The sequence below is a fragment of the Acidovorax sp. DW039 genome (genome assembly GCF_037101375.1).
GTDB lineage: Bacteria > Pseudomonadota > Gammaproteobacteria > Burkholderiales > Burkholderiaceae_C > Acidovorax.
Map to the genome: position 1 here is coordinate 4,732,319 of NZ_AP029019.1, position 16,794 is coordinate 4,749,112.

The following is a 16,794-nucleotide window of genomic DNA, read 5'->3' on the forward strand; positions in this document are numbered from 1 at the left end:
TCGCGCTCTTACCTCACGGAAAGCTTGCGGGACCGGCCCCCTACCCCACAACGGCAGGCAAGCGGCAGCAGCCCCAACAACGGCCCAGGGCCGGTTTTTGACTTACTTGATCGTGCCCTTGGGGAGCACTTGCACCACAGCGCTGCGCTGGATCTGCACTTCCACGTTGTTGGCCACTTCGATGTGCAGGAAGCCTTCAGACAGGCGGGTCACTTTGCCGATGATGCCGCCGGCCGTGGCCACTTCATCACCCTTGGCGATGGCGTCGATCATGGCGCGGTGCTCTTTCTGGCGCTTCATCTGGGGGCGGATCATGACGAAGTACAGCACCACAAACATCAGCACCAGAGGCAGCATGCCGGTCAGCGAAGACATCAGGTCGCCACCACCTGCAGCGGCAGGAGCGGTCTGGGCAAAAGCAGAAGAAATAAACACGGCAGGGACTCCACAAGCGGATGGTCAAAACAGTCGAAATCCACACGGCCAGCGGCAAGCGCCCGCCGTGGGGTAACCGGGCATTGTATGCGGCACCCCTGCCCAGCCCCAAGACCTGATGTGCATGGGGGAGTTGGAACCCCTGCGAACGGAAAAGAGCGCGACTTGGATACCCCAAGAAAATAGCCTCTTACGCCCATCCTATAAGCGCAAGAAGCTATCAAATGAAGAGCGAACCCCGCCTACCCATTAAGCAGCAGGTGGGGATAACAGGCTTTTAGAGCCCTAACACGACCCAGCGAAGCGGCCCTGGCCGGGCGTTCCGTCGCAGGCAGTACATCAGGTACGACAAGACGGGACAACGACGCCGGGGGCTGTGTCAGCCGCTTTTACGCCGCCCGCCGCTGCACCTGTCCGGGCGCACCGGGGGTGCGCCACTGGGCCATCAGGCCACTCCATTGGGTGCGAGCAGTCTTCAGATGGCGTTCCTTGACGTGGCCGTAACCACGGATGCCCTCAGGGATGCGCGCGATCTCCACCGCCAGAGCCAAATTGCTCGCGTTCAGCGTAGCCAGCAGTTCTTCGATGCAGGCGCGGTATTCCACGATCAGGGCGCGTTCGGTGCGGCGCTCTTCGGTGCGTCCAAAGATGTCCAACGCGGTGCCGCGCAGGCCCTTCATGCGCGCCAGCAGGCCAAACGCCTTGCGCATCCAGGGGCCGTAGCTTTGCTTGACCAGTTCGCCCTTGGCGTTCTTCCTGGCCATCATGGGCGGGGCCAGGTGGTGCACCAGCTTGTAGTCCCCTTCGAACTGGGCAGCAATCTTGTCGGTGAAGGCCTTGTCGGTGTGCAGACGCGCCACTTCGTACTCGTCCTTGTAGGCCATGAGCTTGAACAGATAGCGGGCCACGGCCTCAGTCAGACGGGTGGTGGAGCCCACCCGCGCCTCGGCCGCCTGCACCTTCTGCACAAAGGCCTGGTAGTCCGCGGCATAGGCCGCGTTCTGGTACCCGGTCAGGAACTCGACGCGCTTGGCCACCATCTCGGCCAGCGATGGCTTCTTGACGAACTGAATCACCTGCGCAGCCTGGAACAGCGCCTGCACGGCCGCCAGATCGTGCGCGCAGCGGCGGCCCCATTCAAACGCGGCCTTGTTGTTCTCCACCTGCACGCCGTTCAATTCCATGGCGCGCATCAGCGATGCATGGCTGAGCGGCACGCGCCCTTTTTGCCAGGCGTAGCCCAGCAAGAGCGGGTTGGTGTAGATGCTGTCGCCCAGCAACTGGGTAGCCACCTGTTCGGCGTCAAAGCTGCCCACACCCGCAGCCCCTGCAGCAGCGGCGATGGCGGCGTTGCAACTGCCGCCTGGAAACTGCCAGTCCGGGTTGTTCACAAACGTGGCCGTGGGCGTGCTGTGCGTGTTCAGCGCCACAAAGGTGCGGCCCGGCTGCATGACACCCAGGGTGTACTTGTGCGCGGCCACGATGGCGTCGCAGCCAATCACCAGGTCGGCCTTGGCGGTGTCGACCTTGGTGGTGTAGATGGCGTCGGGCCGGTTGGCAATCTGGATGTGGCTCCAGGTGGCGCCGCCCTTCTGGGCCAGGCCCCCTGCGTCCTGCGTGATGACGCCCTTGCCCTCCAGATGCGCGGCCATGCCCAGCAGCGAACCGATGGTGATGACCCCGGTGCCGCCCACACCGCCCACCACAATGCCCCAGGCGCTCTCGGCCACGGGCAGCACGGGTTCAGGAATGTTCGGCAGCGCCGACAGGTCGCCCTTCTTTTCCTTCTTGGGCTTCTTGAGCTGGCCGCCTTCCACCGTCACAAAGCTGGGGCAGAAGCCGTTGACGCAGGAATAGTCCTTGTTGCAGGTGCTCTGGTTGATGCGGCGCTTGCGGCCAAACTCGGTTTCCACCGGCTCCACGCTCAGGCAGTTCGACTTGGTGGAGCAATCGCCGCAACCCTCGCACACCAGGTCGTTGATGACCACGGTCTTGTCGGGCGTGGCCAGCTTGCCGCGCTTGCGGCGGCGGCGCTTTTCCGTCGCACAGGTCTGGTCGTAGATGATGGCCGTGCAGCCCTTGATCTCGCGGAACTGGCGCTGGATATCGTCCAGCGCGTCGCGGTGGTGCACGGTCACGCCATTGGCAAGGGCCACGCCGTCGTACTTGTGCGGCTCGTCCGTCACGATCACCAGCTTGGCCACGCCTTCGGCCTTCAGGCTGTTCATGATCTGCAGCACGCTGTGCCCCTCGGGCCGCTCACCCACCGTCTGCCCGCCGGTCATGGCCACGGCGTCGTTGTAGAGCACCTTGTAGGTAATGCTCACCCCCGCCGCAATGCTCTGGCGAATGGCCAGCAGGCCGCTGTGGAAGTAGGTGCCATCGCCCAGGTTGGCAAAGATGTGCGCGTCGGTCGTGAAGGGCTGCTGGCCCACCCAGGTCACGCCCTCGCCCCCCATCTGCGTGAAGGTGCTGGTGCGGCGGTCGGGCATCCAGTTGACCATGTAGTGGCAGCCAATGCCCGCCACAGCGCGCGAGCCTTCGGGCACGCGGGTGCTGGTGTTGTGCGGACAGCCGCTGCAGAACCAGGGGGTGCGGTCGCCGGTCTCTACCTTCAGCTCGGCCATGCCGCGTTCTGCGGCCTCGATGACGGCCAGGCGCGCATCCATGCGGGCCACCACATCATCCGGCACGCCCAGCTTCTTCAGGCGCTTGGCAATGGCCTTGGCAATGAGGGCGGGCGTGAGGTCCGCCTTGGCGCGCAACAGCCAGTTCTGGCTGGGGTTGGGCATGCTCCATTCGCCGCCCGTGGCATCGCCCTCGGGCTCGTCGAACTTGCCCAGCACGTTGGGGCGCACATCGGGGCGCCAGTTGTACAGCTCTTCCTTGAGCTGGTATTCGATGACCTGGCGCTTTTCCTCCACCACCAGAATCTCTTGCAGGCCTTCGGCAAAGTCGCGGGTGATGGTGGCTTCCAGCGGCCACACCACGTTGACCTTGTGCACCCGGATGCCAAGCTGGCGGCACACGTCGTCGGTCAGGCCCAGGTCCACCAGCGCCTGGCGCATGTCGTTGTAGGCCTTGCCGCTGGCAATCAGGCCAAAGCGGTCTTGCGGGCCCTGCACCACGTTGTAGTTGAGCTTGTTGGCGCGGATATACGCAAGGGCCGCATACCACTTGTAGTCCATCAGGCGCGCTTCCTGCTCCAGCGGCGGGTCAGGCCAGCGGATGTGCAGGCCGCCCGGCGGCATGGCGAAGTCTTCCGGCAGGATGATCTTCACGCGGTCAGGGTCCACGCTGATGCTGCTGGACGACTCCACCACCTCCTGAATGGTCTTCATGCCCGACCACACGCCCGAGAAACGGCTCATGGCGAAGGCGTGCAGGCCCATGTCCAGAATCTCCTGCACGCTGCTGGGGAAGAACACCGGCGTGCCGCAGGCCTTGAAGATGTGATCGCTCTGGTGCGCGGCCGTGCTGCTCTTGCTGATGTGATCGTCGCCCGCAATCGCGATCACGCCGCCGTGTTTTGCGGTGCCGGCCATGTTGGCGTGTTTGAACACGTCCGAGCAGCGGTCCACACCTGGGCCCTTGCCGTACCAGATGCCGAACACGCCGTCGTACTTCTTGCTCTGCGGGTACAGGTCGAGCTGCTGCGTACCCCACACTGCCGTGGCACCCAGCTCTTCGTTAACACCGGGCTGAAAGACGATGTGGTTTTCAGCCAGATGCTTCTTGGCAGCCCACAGGGCCTGGTCGTAGGTGCCCAGGGGCGATCCGCGGTAGCCGCTGATGAAGCCCGCGGTGTTCAGCCCCGCTGCCGCATCGCGCTGGCGCTGCAGCATGGGCAGGCGCACCAGGGCTTGCACACCGCTCATGAAAGCGCGGCCACTGTCTAAAGAGTATTTGTCGTCGAGCGTGACGGTTTCCAGCGCTTTGCGGATCGATTCGGGCAAGGGGGCGTTCATGGCTGTCTCCGTGGGGAATGGCGGCCCTGCCACCGCCTTGTGGGCAGCAGCGGGCGTCGAAATGGATGTTTTGGGATGTCCTGCATCACTCCCTGCGGTCTGTGATAGCGCGGCCTCGGGCCATCCGCTGCGTTGCTTTTCTTGCCAATAGCCCCGCTATTGGCTGCAAAAAGACGCCTTGCGGCCTGTCCCGATCCGCACTACCACCGACTCGCGAGGGTGATGCAGGACATCCCTTGCAGGCAGTTTAGGCACGCGCGCCGGATATGTGCTTTCGTTGTTATGCCGTGTTTACCCTTGTTTTAGAAAGGATCTTTCTTAAAATGACCGAAAAATGAACAATCTTGATAAATACGACGTCGCGATCCTGCAAGAATTGCAGGCCGATGCGCGTCTGACCAATGCCGAACTGGCCCAGCGCGTGGGCCTGTCGGCCGCGCCCTGCTGGCGGCGCGTGCGGGCGCTGGAAGAAGCCGGTTTCATCAAGGGCTACCGCGCTGAAATCGACCGCCACAAGATCGGCCTGGGCGTGCTGGCCTTTGTGCGGCTGGATGCCGACCGCAGCACCGGCAACCTCACCCGCGCCATGGAAGAAGCCATCCGCCAGATTCCCGAAGTGGTGGCCTGCCACTACATCAGCGGCACCGGCACGTTCGAGCTGCAGGTGGTGGCACGCGACCTGGACAGCTTTTCGCAGTTTGCGCGCGATGTGCTGCTGAACCTGCCCAACGTGAAAGACATGCACACCAGCTTCTCGCTGGGCGAGGTCAAGGCCAGCGGGGCGCTGCCGCTGGCGCACCTGTCGCCGCTCAAGCCGCGCTGAGCGATCTTTTTGCTCCTATTTTTATAGCTTCTTGCGCTGGATGGACGGACGCTAGCGACGGTTTTCAACCCAACCAGAGCCCATGGTGCAAACCGGGTTGCGCTATGCGGGCCGGGCACAATGAGGTCAGACATCGCACAATCAGCGCACATGCCACCCCAGCCCCACCACGACAGCCCCCACAGCATCACGCCTGCGGATACGGCAGGCACCGAGCCCCCCGCACATCCTGCAAGCGCCGCCCCACCTCCCACCCCAAGCCCCAGCGCCGCCGAGCGCGCAGCGCTGGCGCAGGGCACCGAAGAAGCCGCACAGCACAGCCTGGACCAAAGCGCCGAAGCTGCCCACGCAGCGCAAACGGCCCATTCGCTCTCGCCCTTCGCCCCGCTGTCGGTGCCCGTGTTTCGCATGCTGTGGCTGACCTGGGTGGCGGCCAACACCTGCATGTGGATGAATGACGTGGCCGCCGCCTGGCTGATGACCACGCTCACCACCTCACCCGTGCTGGTGGCGCTGGTGCAATCGGCCTCGACCCTGCCCGTGTTCTTGCTGGGCCTGCCCAGCGGCGCGCTGGCCGACATCCTGGACCGGCGCCGCTACTTCATGGCCACGCAGTTCTGGGTGGCTGCGGTGGCCGTGGTGCTATCCATCGCCATCGTTTCGGGCGGCATGTCGGCCCCGCTGCTGCTGGCGCTTACCTTTGCCAACGGCATCGGGCTGGCCATGCGCTGGCCGGTGTTTGCCGCCATCGTGCCGGAGCTGGTCAGCCGCCCGCAACTGCCTGCGGCCCTGGCCCTGAACGGCGTGGCCATGAACGCCTCGCGCATCATGGGCCCGCTGCTGGCGGGCGCCATCATCGCCAGCGCGGGCAGCGCCTGGGTGTTTGTGCTCAACGCCGTGCTGTCGGTGCTTTCGGGCTTGGTCATCATGCGCTGGAAGCGCGAGCATGTGCCCAGCCCGCTCGGGCGCGAGCGCCTGCCCAGCGCCATGCGCGTCGGCGTGCAGTTTGTGCGCCAGTCGCCGCGCATGCGGGCTGTGCTGTGGCGCATTGCCGTGTTCTTCCTGCACGCCACGGCCCTCATGGCGCTGCTGCCGCTGGTGGCCAAGGGGCTGGAGGGCGGCGGCGCGGGCACCTTCACGCTGCTGCTGGCCAGCATGGGCGCAGGCGCCATCGTGGCAGCCATGTTTTTGCCCCGGCTGCGCCAGGCTATGCCGCGCGATGTGCTGGTGCTGCGCGGCACGCTGCTGCAGGCCGCTGCCACCGGCGTCATCGCCTGGGCGCCCAATGTGTATGTGGCCGTGCCCGCCATGGTGCTGGGCGGCATGGCGTGGATCACCACGGCCAACACGCTCAGCGTGTCGGCCCAGCTGGCGCTGCCCAACTGGGTGCGGGCACGCGGCATGTCCATCTACCAGATGAGCATCATGGGTGCCACGGCGGCCGGGGCCGCGCTGTGGGGGCAGGTGGCGTCACTCACCAATGTGCATGCCAGCCTGGCCATGGCCGCCGTGAGCGGTGGCGTGGTGATGGCCGTGGTGCAGCATCTGGTGGCCGACCGCGCCATCGAGGAGGACCTGAGCCCCTCCAGCGCCTTCAAGCGGCCCGTGGCCCACACACCGCCCGAGGCCGGGCATGTGGTCGTCACCATCGAGTACTTCATCCACCCCACCCGCGCCACCGAGTTCCGCGCCGTGATGCAGGAAAGCCGCCGCAGCCGCCTGCGCCAGGGCGCGCTGGACTGGCAGCTGCTGCACGACATCAGCAACCCCACGCGCTATGTGGAACGCATTGAAGACGAATCGTGGACCGAACACCTGCGCCGCTTTGATCGCGTCACGGCATCGGACGTGGCCCTGCGCGAGCGCAAGCTGGCCTTCCACACCGGGGACGCGCCACCCAAGGTGACGCGGTGGACGGTGGAGCGGTGAAGGGACTCAAGGTTTTTCGGCTCTAGTGCTTATCCAGCAAGCGCAAGCAGCTATGGATTGCATAGCAAAGTATCTGCCTCGTCGGATGGATTGAGCACCGACACCCCGTTGAAAATCACGGCCCATGAACCGCCTCGCATACACACCCTGGCTCATCAGCCTTTTGTGCACCGCATCCTGGGCGCACGCCGCAGCCCCAGACCCGCATTGCTTGGCTGCTGGCGCGCCGACACCATCGTGCTGCATACGGCAGACGGTGCCAAACTGGAAGACCGATCGGGCCGCTGTACCCTGCAGTTCAAAGAGGAGCAGCTCGAATCGACCTGCAGAACCACCCAGGGCCTGGCAACCACCACGTACCGCTACCAGGTCGTACGCCCACAGGTGTACGCCACCACCTTGGCTGCCAGCACGGTCAGGACGGAGATGGCCAGCGCAACGCGCGAGTACGCCTACCGCATCGAAGGCGAGCAGCTGCACACCGAAACCGCGCCCCCGACGGTGGCACCGGCAGCATCAGCAGCCACCGCACGCACAGAAGCCGACGCCACCAAGGTAGCTTGTCCCTGAGCACCGGTGTAGCCTGCCCCCCGCCAGGCCGAGCCCAGCGATGGCCCGAATGGCTGTTCGGCTGTCCGGCTGTCCCCTCCCCTCTGTATGCGCCGAGGAGCGCAGCGGCCAGCGGATCAGGGCTCGCGACTGTCTGAGCGCAGCGAGTTTGAGCGAGACCCCGCTGGACGCGAGCACCGCAGGTTGCCCCGTAGCGAAGCGCAGGGGACGCAGACAGTGGGGTCGCCCTTTCTTTGGTGACTTTCTTTCGGCGACGCGAAAGAAAGTTACTGCGCCGCCGGGCGCACTCCCCGGCTTCGGCAGGTTCAGCCCGAACGGATTGGAGGTGGCCGAGGCAGAAAAACCACGCAATCACTATCAATTTCATAGCTGCTTACGCTTATTTCATAAGCACCACAGCCACAAACACTGAAAAACCATCACACCTGCACAGGCAAGCAGCCCTCAAGACGCCAACAGCGCAGGGGCCAGCCACCCCACCTGCAGGCCCAGGGAGCCCAAGCCCCCCGGCGCGTGAGATCCCTCAGTTGCTCAACACCAGCTGCACGCTGTCGCCGTTGTACACAGCGGTCGCCTTGAAGCCCGCCACGGTGATGGTGCTGAACGTGCCCTGCACGCGCTTGGCGCGCAGCAGCGTCAGCGTGTCGCCCGCCTTGGGCGTGTAACCGGCGCGGAAAGTGACGGACAGAGGGCCTGCCAAAGTGGCCACGCCTGCGGTGCTGATCGTACCTGCATCGCCTGCGCCCAGTTGCAGGGCCAAGGTGCCAGTGGCGGTTTGGGTCAGGCCACCGGGCAGTTCCACAGGGGCGGTGGTGTTGGTCAGCAGCGTGCCACCGGCCACATACACCGCACCCGTGCCCAGGGCCTTGGCGGCGTCGGCGCGCACGGTGCCGCCGGCAATTTCAGTACCGCCGCTGTAGGTGCTGGTGCCCGCCAGGGCCAGCGTGCCCGTGCCGCGCTTGGTCAGCTTGCCCGCACCGGCAATGTTGTTGCGCCACACGTCCAGGACATGAAAGCCGCCCAAGGCTGCGTCCATGGTCACGTCCACATCCCCGTTGAAAGCCCCGTAACCGCTGCCCGCAGCAAACAGGTTGAGGCGGCCAAAACCCTCGGCATCGTCCATGGCGGGGTAGCCGGATGACAGGGCGGTGGTTTTGAGCACCACGCGGCGCTGCGCGTCGCTCAGGTAGGGCAGGCGCGTTTCCAGCAGCACCTCGGCCCCCTTGGGCACCACGGCGGGCAGGGTGGTGCTGCCGATGGGGGTGAAGCCGAAGACCAGGCGGCGCTGGTAGTTGAGCTGGTTGGTGGCGTAGTCGGCAAATCGGTCCTTGTCCGCACCCTGGCTACGCGCAAAGGCCGCGAACTGGGCGGGGGTGCTGGCCCCCACGGCGGCCATCAGGGTCTGGTGGGCCTGGTCATAGGTGGCCTGGCGGGTTTCCTTGCTGGCTGCGGCAATGTTGCCCAGCGCCGAGGCCTGGCCCAGGATGCGGCCGCTGATCACGTCCAGCGGCGAGTGCATGCCCGCCATGATGCGGTTTTCGCCCAGCTCCAGGCCACGGGAGAGCATTTCGTGGAAGCGCTCGGGCACCAGGTAGGCCATGGCCACAGCATTGCGCACGGCTTCGGCGCTGTGGCCGCTGGGGTAGCCACCGTCGGTGGCGGGGGTGGTGCTGCGCGCGGGCAGCAGCGTGGGTTCCACCTTCACGTCGCTGCTCCAGCGCCAGGGGCGCGCGTATTTGTAGAAGCGCTTGGCGGGCTCGGTGGATGCGTTGGCGCCCATGCTCTCCACAAAGGCAATCACGCGGCCAAACTCGGGGTTGGCATCGCCGGACACACCCGTGTTGTTGCCCCCGTCGTTGTAGAGCGTGGTGGAGGCATCTGCGGGCACGGTGGTGATGGTGGTGGTCTGGCGGGCGGCCTTGCGCCAGGCATCGGTGAGCGGGCCCATGCCATCGGTCACGCTGTAGTTCTTGCCGCGGCGGTCGTCAAAGTAGGCGGCCTGCGATTGGGCTGCAGTGCGGGCGGTAGTGGTGCGCACCACAAAGTCGATGTTTTCCTTGTGCACAGCGGCGTTCTTGACCTTGCCATCGGTGGCGTCGCCGGGGATGCCTGTCCAGGTAGAGGCCACAACCGCTGGAAAGCCATTGGCTGCGGACGCTGTCTGCCCGGCATCCACCAGACGGGTGCTGGGCTCCCAGATGTCCAGAAAGCCCGAGAGCACGCGCACACCGGCGTTGGTGTCCACGGTGGCATAGCGGGCATCGCCACGCTGGTTGGTGGCGGCGGTGTCTACGAAGGCGGTGGCAGAGGGCACAGGGGCCGTGTCCACCGTGCCCAGCGCCTGGGGCATGGCGGGGGTGGCAGGCTCGTCTCCTCCCCCACCGCCGCCGCAGGCAGCCAGGGCAACCAGAACGGCCAGCGAGGTATAGCGCAAGCGGCCACCGGCAGGTGTCTGGGCGGGAGCAAAACGAGCGAGCAACATGGAGGGCAACCTGTCAGAGAGTAAAGCGCAGGATGCTAGAAAGCCGTTGTGAAAACTGCGTGACAGACCGCAGAGAGCGGTCAGGGCCGCCACGCCGCAGCGTGGCGTTGCAGAGGGAGAATCAGACCACTGGCTCGCCGCCAGGCACGCTCACCTGCACGCGTGTGCCGCCGCCGGGTTGGGGCGACAGCACCAACTGCCCCCCCACCAGCCGGGCGCGCTGGTGCATGCCCGCAATGCCCATGCCCGTGGAGGTGGTGAGTTGCTGCGGGTCTACCCCGCGGCCGTTGTCGCACACCTCTGCCTGCCAGATGTCGGTGGCAGGCAGGTAGCGCATACTGATGCCCACCTGTGTGGCCCCGGAATGCTGCAGCACGTTGCTCAGCGCCTCCTGCACCACGGCCACCAGTTGCTGGGCGTTATGGGGATTGGGCTCGGGTGGGTGCTCGGGCAGGGTCATTTCCCACGCAAGGTGGATGCCTCGGCGCTCCAGCACGGGCTGCACCCGGTGGCGCAGGCGCGCGAGGCGGGCAGTCACCGGCTCGTCCTGCGCGTCCATCGAATCAACGATGAGCCGCAAGTCCAGCATGCATTGCTCCAGGGCGGACAAGGCCTCACGGTCTGGCTGCGGGCGGGCATGCAGCAGCACCAGCACATTCACGAGTTGGGAGCCGAGCTTGTCATGCAAATCGCGGGCAATGCGTTTGCGCTCCATGCGCAGCTCAGAACTGGCCCGGGGGGCCCGCCGCGGCTGCCAGCGCAAGGCACGGGGCAACTGCACCAGCAGCAGTACCCCCAGTACCAGCGTCACCCCCGCCAGGGCGGCCCCGCACCAGCCCAGCTCCATCCCGCTGAGCGCCAGTGGCCCCCACCAGCCTGCCACCATCACCCCCAGCAAAGTCATCTGCAGCAGCCACAGCCCGGTGCAGGCCGTGGCAAACAAGGCCGGGCGGGTTACGAACATGCGAAGCGCTTCATTTCAGAACCACAGCCATCCCATCATGGAATGGCCACCACAGCGACGGCTCAAAAGAGGCCTCGCAGCGAAGCAAAGCGCACCGCCTGGGCGCGGGTGCGCACCTGCAGCTTGCGGTAGATGTTGCGCAGGTGGGTGTTCACCGTCATGGCACTGATGAACAGGCGGGCGCCAATCTCGGTGCTGGTGTAGCCACTGGCCACCATGCGCAGGATTTCCTTCTCGCGGGCAGAGAGCTTGTCGGCGTCGTCGGGCGTGCGGCGCTTGGATTGCGGAGCGTTGGAGCGGTCAAACCGCTGCAGCAGCCGTCGCGCAATATGGGGCGTGATGGAAGCCCCGCCGTTGGCCACCTGCAGCACCGTCTGCGCATAGTTGCCAAACCACGAGTTCTTGCCCACAAAGCCTGCGGCTCCCAGTTCAAAGGCGCGCAGCACCTGCTCGTCGTTCTCCATCACCGAGATCACCACGGCCTGCGCGGTGGGGCGGTAGGACTTGAAGAACTCCAGCACTTCAAACGCCTCGCCATCCCCCAGATTCAGGTCCACCAGCAGCACATCGAACTCATGCTGCCGAATGGCGCGCCGCCCCTCACGCACGCTGCAGGCTTGTGCCACCAGCAAGGTGCGGGGGTCGGCCATCAGTTCCTGCGCAATCACGCGGCGGATGTGCGGATCGTCATCAATCAGCAGCACGCGCACCGGGCTGGCCTCCTGGCCCATCAGGAAGGCAGGCCATACGGAAGGTGGGTTTTCATAGGTTGAGAACTGCCCGGGCAGGCCGGGCTGCAAGGGGGTTGCTTGAGAAAGATCAAGTGGTTCGAGGTTGCTCACGATTACAAACTCCTGCGATGCCCCATCTTTGCGGGGGCGTGTGTCCGCTCTCCGGGCCTGACGATGCAACAAAACGTGTGTTTCACATTCAGCATCGCACAAAATTTGCAAATCTCACAATTAGTTACTACCAAGCTCTTTTTGGGGCGCCATCAGCACAATGCGGCGCAACGCCAGTCCTGGTGCGGGCTGGCACAGACATCGGTAACAAACATCTCCACTTTCTCAGGTAGCGCACGCGATGTATTCGTGACTTGGCGCACCGCACAGACACTGCAGTCAGACACCACGCAGCGGTGATCGGAAAGCGGCCCGCGGGGCCTGATCCACCCGCTGTGTGATGTCCCTCCACTGCCTTGCAGAACATCATTTCTGCAAGGCGGACCTGTAGACCCACATACCTGAAGGATCTGTCATGAAAACCCTTGCTTTCATCGCCCTGAGCATCGTCGCCTCCGCTGCCATGGCCACCGGCCCTGTGTCCTCCACGCCAGACATCACGATCTCTGGCAAGTCTCTGCAGTCCGCATCGCTGACTTCCACAGCAGCCACCAACCACTCGACTGGCTCCAAGAGCGAGGCCTTCCAGAACCTGGCCACCAACACGGGCAACGTCACCATCCGCGGTGATTCGGCACAGGTCGTGACCAGCTTTGGCAGCAACATCAACAACACTGCCAGCGGCAGCGATGCCTACGCCAGCCAGAACCTGTCCACCAACGTGGGCGAAGTCACCGTGACTGGCCTGTCGCTGCAAAACACTACGCTGGCCGGCGCATTCGTCGCCAACGTCTCCGCTGGCAGCAACAGCAAGGCCGTTCAGAACGTGGCGACCAACAACGCCTGCTTCACCTGCCAGCCCACCAAGACCAGCGGCTGGCCTCACTGAGCTCTTCTTGCCCGGGCTGGCCACCAGCCAGCCCCGCAAGGTCTTTGAGAGCCTGTCCACGATCTCACAGGGGATCGTGAACAGGCTCTCACACAGGAGTCCACCTGACGGGCCACGCACGGCGCCCGATCAGGCTCGCTCCATAGTTTTTGATTCCCCAGGAGGCGTCTCCATGAACCCACACAACGCTCTGCGTGGCCTTGCCGCCATGGCAGCCCTTGCGGCGGGCCTGGCACACGGGCCCCTGGCACAAGCCCAGGCACCCGGCGAAGACCCCGTGGTGCTGACCAAACACCTCACCGTGCAGATGCAGCCCACCGGCACGGCAGCCACCTCAGGCCAGCTCGAGGGCAATGGCTCCATGCCTTCGTGGCTGCGCGCACGCATCGCCCGCTACGAAGCCAAAGCCTTTTCCACCGACGGCTCCTCCGGTGTCCTGAGCGACAACGATGTGGTGACCACCGCCAGCGCCCAAGGCATGCAAAAGACATGCGTGCAGGAAGTGGGCAGCAACACGGTGGCAGGGGCAGGCTCCGGCACATCCAAATACGGTCCCAACCAGACCGCCCAGGTGGTGGTGTTGCGCGGAGATCTGGTCAATATCTGCAGATAGGCATCACCCCGAAAGGTGCACCCCGTGCGGCACCCGAGGGCATCGTTCCTGGCACCCATGGCATTTCTGGCTTCCCACCCCACAGCGCGTGCCCTGCGCGCATGGCGCACTGCGCTGCTTGCGCTGGCTTCACTGTTTCCGTTCACTGGCCCTGTCATTCGCCCCGTCATTCGCCCTGTCATCGGCACCCGCCGCAGGAGAGATTCCATGCCTTGCCCTCCCTCGCACCGCGCGGCCCGACCACACCGCCTGCGCATGACAGTTTCGCTGCTCGTGCTCGGCGCGCTTGCACTCAGCGGTTGCAGCACGCCCATGGACCCACGGCGCGACAGGGCTTTTGCAGAGCAGGCTTCCGTGACCGACCGGCCTACGGTGCGCCCCACCCGGTCGTTCTCCAGCTTCTCCGACTCGCTCATGTGCATGGACCACATGCTGCGCGCCGCCCAGGTGCCCACCACGCTGATCACCAGCAAGCAGATTCCCGACTATTCGGGCCGCGTGGCAGTGGGCAGCAAGGACATGGTCATCACCGCGCTGTCGCAGATGTCCCGCCTGAGCAATGCCTTCCGCTATGTGGACTACGAAGTGGACATTGCCCGCCAGGACACGGTGCAAAACCTCACCACCATCCTGCTGAACAACAACCAGATCCAGCTGCAGCGGCCCGCGCTGTACATCTCCGGAGCCATCTCGTTTGTGGACCAGAACGTCACCAGCAACCGGTTTGACAGTGGCATCTCTGGCCCCCGCGTGGACCTGGGCTACAGCCAAAGCCGCAATGCCACCATCATCGGGCTGGAAATGCATCTGGGCGACTTCCGCACCCGCACGCTGATCCCTGGGCTGGACTCGGCCAATGAAGTCATTGTCAGCACGGGCGGGCAGGGGCTGGACCTGGCCGGGCGTATCGGCACCTACGGCGTGCAGTTCAACGTGGGGCGCGACTACACCCAGGGCTCTGGCAGCGCGGTGCGCACGCTGGTCGATCTGGCCACCATCGAACTCGTGGGCAAATGGGCGCGCATTCCCTATTGGCAATGCCTCACGCTGGAGCAGAACCACCCCGACTTCCAGCGCCAGCTGCGGGACTGGTTCAACGAGGGATCGCCGGCAGTACGCCTGCAGCTGGTCACACGCTCGCTCATCAGCCAGGGCTACCTGCCCGCCGGTGCCATGGCGGGCGTGGGCGCCGGGGCAGAACCCGCGGCCACACACAGCGCAGCCTTGCGCACCGCGCTCTCGCGCTTTCAGGCCGACCATGGCATGGTGGTGACGGGGGTGGTGGACTTTCCCACCTACGAGCGCGCGCTGCGCAACTTTGTCGGCCTCTCGCCGGATGGCACCCTGGCGCGCATCGGATGGGATTCCACCCACGCTGCTCCCACCGCATCGGTGCCCCCTGCAGAGGCTGTGCTGCCGCCCGTGTCCACCAGCAGCCTGATGTACGGGGCTGCACCGGTTGAGCGCAGCATTGACCTGCAGATTGAAAACGTGCTGCTGGACCGCACGGCCTTTGAAGTGGGCGAGCAGATATTCCTGTCGGCCACCGTGTCACGGGCCTCTTACCTGCAGTGCTTCCTGGCAGATGCCACGGGCACGGTGTTGCGCCTTTTGCCCAACCAGACCAACACCACCGGATGGGTCTCGGCCAACCAGGCACTGCGCATTCCAGACTGGATGAGCCCCAACCCCGGATTTGTGATGGACGCCGCCAGCCCCGGTCGCGAAGGAGTGGCCTGCTTTGCGACCGATGAAGACAGCGTCTCCAGGCTGCCGGAAGACCTGCGCGGCCCGCCGCTCAAGCCCATCGAGAAGTACCGGACCCTGGAGAAGATCAACGAAGCCTTCGCGGCAAGCCTGGGAGCGAACGGCTATACCGGCAACGCCATTTACTGGAACGTGGTGCCCCGGCGCGCCAGTGCGGCGGCCCAGCCAGCACCAGGCAAGTCTGGCCCTCCTGCCGCACGCCCATGAACACGCTGGCAGTGCCTGCCTTTGACCCCAGCGCCCGGGTTGTGCAGGCAGCGATACTCGCGGTGAGCTTGTGGGCCTTTTCTGGCGCGGATGCCCATGCGGGAGCCGCGGCCGTCGCGGAGCCCTCGCACACCGCCATAGAGCCATCCGAGGCTCGGGTCCACTCGCCGCAGTGGACACCTGCCGACGAGGGCGACCTGGCCCAGGCGCTGCGGATATTGCGAGCCACAGCGCAGTCAGAGGCTCCTCAGCGCCCGCCAACTCCTTCATTCTCTTCTTCATCGGCGGCAGCACCGCCCTCTGCTGCAGCAACGGCGGCGTGGCGGCTGGGTTTGCTGGCATTGCACGGCATCGGCATGGGCCCGGACACCAGCCAGGCACAGCACTGGTTTGAGCGTGCACAGGCGCTGGGGCACCCCATGGCTCCGGCTGGGCTGGCGTGGTGCGACATCAGCGGTTGCGTCACCGCCCCGAACCCTGCGGCTGCCGGGCGATGGACTGCTCTGCTGGCGCGCACGGCCCCTGGTCTGGCCAAGTACCTGGACTGGCACGTTGCCCGCGCCCTGGCGCCGCTGAGCGTTGGCACCACAGCCACCACAGGCAGCACCCCCAATCCTCGCAATGTGCAGGGCAACCCTGCAGGGGCTGCGCGCACCGCCGCCGAACCGCATCCGCTGCTCAGGTCCGCGGCGCAAGCGGGCAACGCACAGGCCATGAACGCGCTGGGCCTGGAATACCTGGCCAGCGGGCAGACCGAGAAGGCGCTGGAGCAGTTTCGCGCTGCGGCCAAGCAATCCAGCGCTGCAGCTGCCAATGCCCAGATGCTGGCCGACCAGATGCAGCAGCGCCGCGGGCCACTGCCGACCACGGGACAACCACCCGCACCGAATGCATCCGAAAAAGAGCTTGGGACGGAAGCCCGGGCCTCTTCCGGGGCAGACCTCTACACCCAGGCCCAGCGCTATCACCGGGGCGACGGGGTGCCGTCGAATTACACCGAGGCCGTGCGGCTGTACCAGGCTGCAGCAAGCCGCGGGGATGCCCGTGCGCGCAAGATGCTGGAGCTGATCTTCTCCCGCCCCGCCCCCGGAGGCGGCCTGGACCCGGCGTGGATGCAGCAGCTCGCCAGTCTGCCCATGCAGGCGCAGGGACTCACACGCACGGCTCCGCTACCACTGAGCCCGCAGGGCTGGCAGCAAGACCCCACGCCGCTATACCACCTGATTCCCCCGCAGTGGCAACGGATGGCAGACCGATGACAGCGCAGGACGCTGCGCTACACGGCAAAGAAGAACCGCGGTCGGG

General features: G+C 65.4%; 12 protein-coding genes. 7 read left to right on the forward strand and 5 right to left on the reverse strand.

What is annotated here, in order from left to right:
• Positions 1–102: 102 nt before the first annotated feature.
• Both yajC and AACH87_RS21210 read right to left on the reverse strand, forming a co-directional pair.
• Positions 103–435 carry a preprotein translocase subunit YajC gene (gene yajC / locus AACH87_RS21205; protein WP_338796545.1) on the reverse strand — a complete coding sequence of 111 codons (333 nt, stop codon included), beginning with the start codon at positions 433–435 and terminating at the stop codon, positions 103–105.
• Positions 436–824: 389 nt separating this feature from the next.
• The gene (locus AACH87_RS21210; protein ID WP_338796546.1) at positions 825–4,403 is read right to left on the reverse strand and encodes an indolepyruvate ferredoxin oxidoreductase family protein; all 3,579 of its coding nucleotides are present in this window, start codon (positions 4,401–4,403) and stop codon (positions 825–827) included.
• Between the two features lie 334 nt (positions 4,404–4,737).
• On the opposite strand from AACH87_RS21210, the gene AACH87_RS21215 reads away from it, so the two are divergent.
• The 3 genes from AACH87_RS21215 (at position 4,738) to AACH87_RS21225 (ending at position 7,725) form a co-directional block, all read left to right on the forward strand.
• A complete protein-coding gene (locus AACH87_RS21215) occupies positions 4,738–5,226 on the forward strand; it encodes an Lrp/AsnC family transcriptional regulator (protein WP_338796547.1) in 489 nt (162 codons plus the stop codon).
• A gap of 150 nt (positions 5,227–5,376) precedes the next feature.
• Positions 5,377–7,155 (forward strand): MFS transporter, encoded by a 1,779-nt coding sequence (locus tag AACH87_RS21220; RefSeq protein ID WP_338796548.1) that lies wholly within the window; start codon positions 5,377–5,379, stop codon positions 7,153–7,155.
• A 57-nt stretch (positions 7,156–7,212) separates the two neighbouring features.
• Positions 7,213–7,725: a hypothetical protein gene (locus AACH87_RS21225; protein WP_338796549.1), complete on the forward strand. Its 513-nt coding sequence runs from the start codon at positions 7,213–7,215 to the stop codon at positions 7,723–7,725.
• A gap of 523 nt (positions 7,726–8,248) precedes the next feature.
• On the opposite strand, the gene AACH87_RS21230 is transcribed toward AACH87_RS21225, so the two are convergent.
• The 3 genes from AACH87_RS21230 to AACH87_RS21240 form a co-directional block, all read right to left on the reverse strand.
• Complete coding sequence (locus AACH87_RS21230; protein WP_338796550.1) at positions 8,249–10,207, reverse strand: phosphatase PAP2 family protein; 1,959 nt, start codon at positions 10,205–10,207, stop codon at positions 8,249–8,251.
• 121 nt (positions 10,208–10,328) lie between these two features.
• On the reverse strand, positions 10,329–11,171 hold the full coding sequence (locus AACH87_RS21235; protein ID WP_338796551.1) for an ATP-binding protein: 843 nt from the start codon (positions 11,169–11,171) through the stop codon (positions 10,329–10,331).
• Positions 11,172–11,233: 62 nt separating this feature from the next.
• Positions 11,234–11,902 carry a response regulator transcription factor gene (locus AACH87_RS21240; RefSeq protein ID WP_338799048.1) on the reverse strand — a complete coding sequence of 223 codons (669 nt, stop codon included), beginning with the start codon at positions 11,900–11,902 and terminating at the stop codon, positions 11,234–11,236.
• Positions 11,903–12,428: 526 nt separating this feature from the next.
• Here AACH87_RS21240 and AACH87_RS21245 point away from each other — a divergent pair.
• From AACH87_RS21245 to AACH87_RS21260, 4 genes are all read left to right on the forward strand, one after another.
• Positions 12,429–12,902, forward strand: coding sequence for a hypothetical protein (locus AACH87_RS21245; RefSeq protein ID WP_338796552.1), 474 nt, complete (start codon positions 12,429–12,431; stop codon positions 12,900–12,902).
• 172 nt (positions 12,903–13,074) lie between these two features.
• Positions 13,075–13,515 (forward strand): hypothetical protein, encoded by a 441-nt coding sequence (locus AACH87_RS21250; RefSeq protein ID WP_338796553.1) that lies wholly within the window; start codon positions 13,075–13,077, stop codon positions 13,513–13,515.
• A 255-nt stretch (positions 13,516–13,770) separates the two neighbouring features.
• Entirely contained in the window at positions 13,771–15,489 is a 1,719-nt protein-coding gene (locus tag AACH87_RS21255; RefSeq protein WP_338799049.1) for a DUF4384 domain-containing protein, read from the forward strand.
• On the forward strand, positions 15,486–16,748 hold the full coding sequence (locus AACH87_RS21260; protein WP_338796554.1) for a hypothetical protein: 1,263 nt from the start codon (positions 15,486–15,488) through the stop codon (positions 16,746–16,748). The genes AACH87_RS21255 and AACH87_RS21260 overlap by 4 nt, the downstream gene beginning before the upstream one ends.
• Positions 16,749–16,794 lie beyond the last annotated feature (46 nt).

Excerpts from the sequence above, each read along its gene's own strand:
- AACH87_RS21230 (WP_338796550.1), bottom strand. The coding sequence starts at position 10,207 with ATGTTGCTCGCTCGTTTTGCTCCCGCCCAGACACCTGCCGGTGGCCGC.
- AACH87_RS21240 (WP_338799048.1), bottom strand. The coding sequence starts at position 11,902 with ATGGGCCAGGAGGCCAGCCCGGTGCGCGTGCTGCTGATTGATGACGAT.
- AACH87_RS21255 (WP_338799049.1), top strand. The coding sequence starts at position 13,771 with ATGACAGTTTCGCTGCTCGTGCTCGGCGCGCTTGCACTCAGCGGTTGC.
- AACH87_RS21210 (WP_338796546.1), bottom strand. The coding sequence starts at position 4,403 with ATGAACGCCCCCTTGCCCGAATCGATCCGCAAAGCGCTGGAAACCGTC.
- AACH87_RS21260 (WP_338796554.1), top strand. The coding sequence starts at position 15,486 with ATGAACACGCTGGCAGTGCCTGCCTTTGACCCCAGCGCCCGGGTTGTG.
- AACH87_RS21215 (WP_338796547.1), top strand. The coding sequence starts at position 4,738 with ATGAACAATCTTGATAAATACGACGTCGCGATCCTGCAAGAATTGCAG.
- AACH87_RS21250 (WP_338796553.1), top strand. The coding sequence starts at position 13,075 with ATGAACCCACACAACGCTCTGCGTGGCCTTGCCGCCATGGCAGCCCTT.
- AACH87_RS21220 (WP_338796548.1), top strand. The coding sequence starts at position 5,377 with ATGCCACCCCAGCCCCACCACGACAGCCCCCACAGCATCACGCCTGCG.
- AACH87_RS21235 (WP_338796551.1), bottom strand. The coding sequence starts at position 11,171 with ATGTTCGTAACCCGCCCGGCCTTGTTTGCCACGGCCTGCACCGGGCTG.
- AACH87_RS21245 (WP_338796552.1), top strand. The coding sequence starts at position 12,429 with ATGAAAACCCTTGCTTTCATCGCCCTGAGCATCGTCGCCTCCGCTGCC.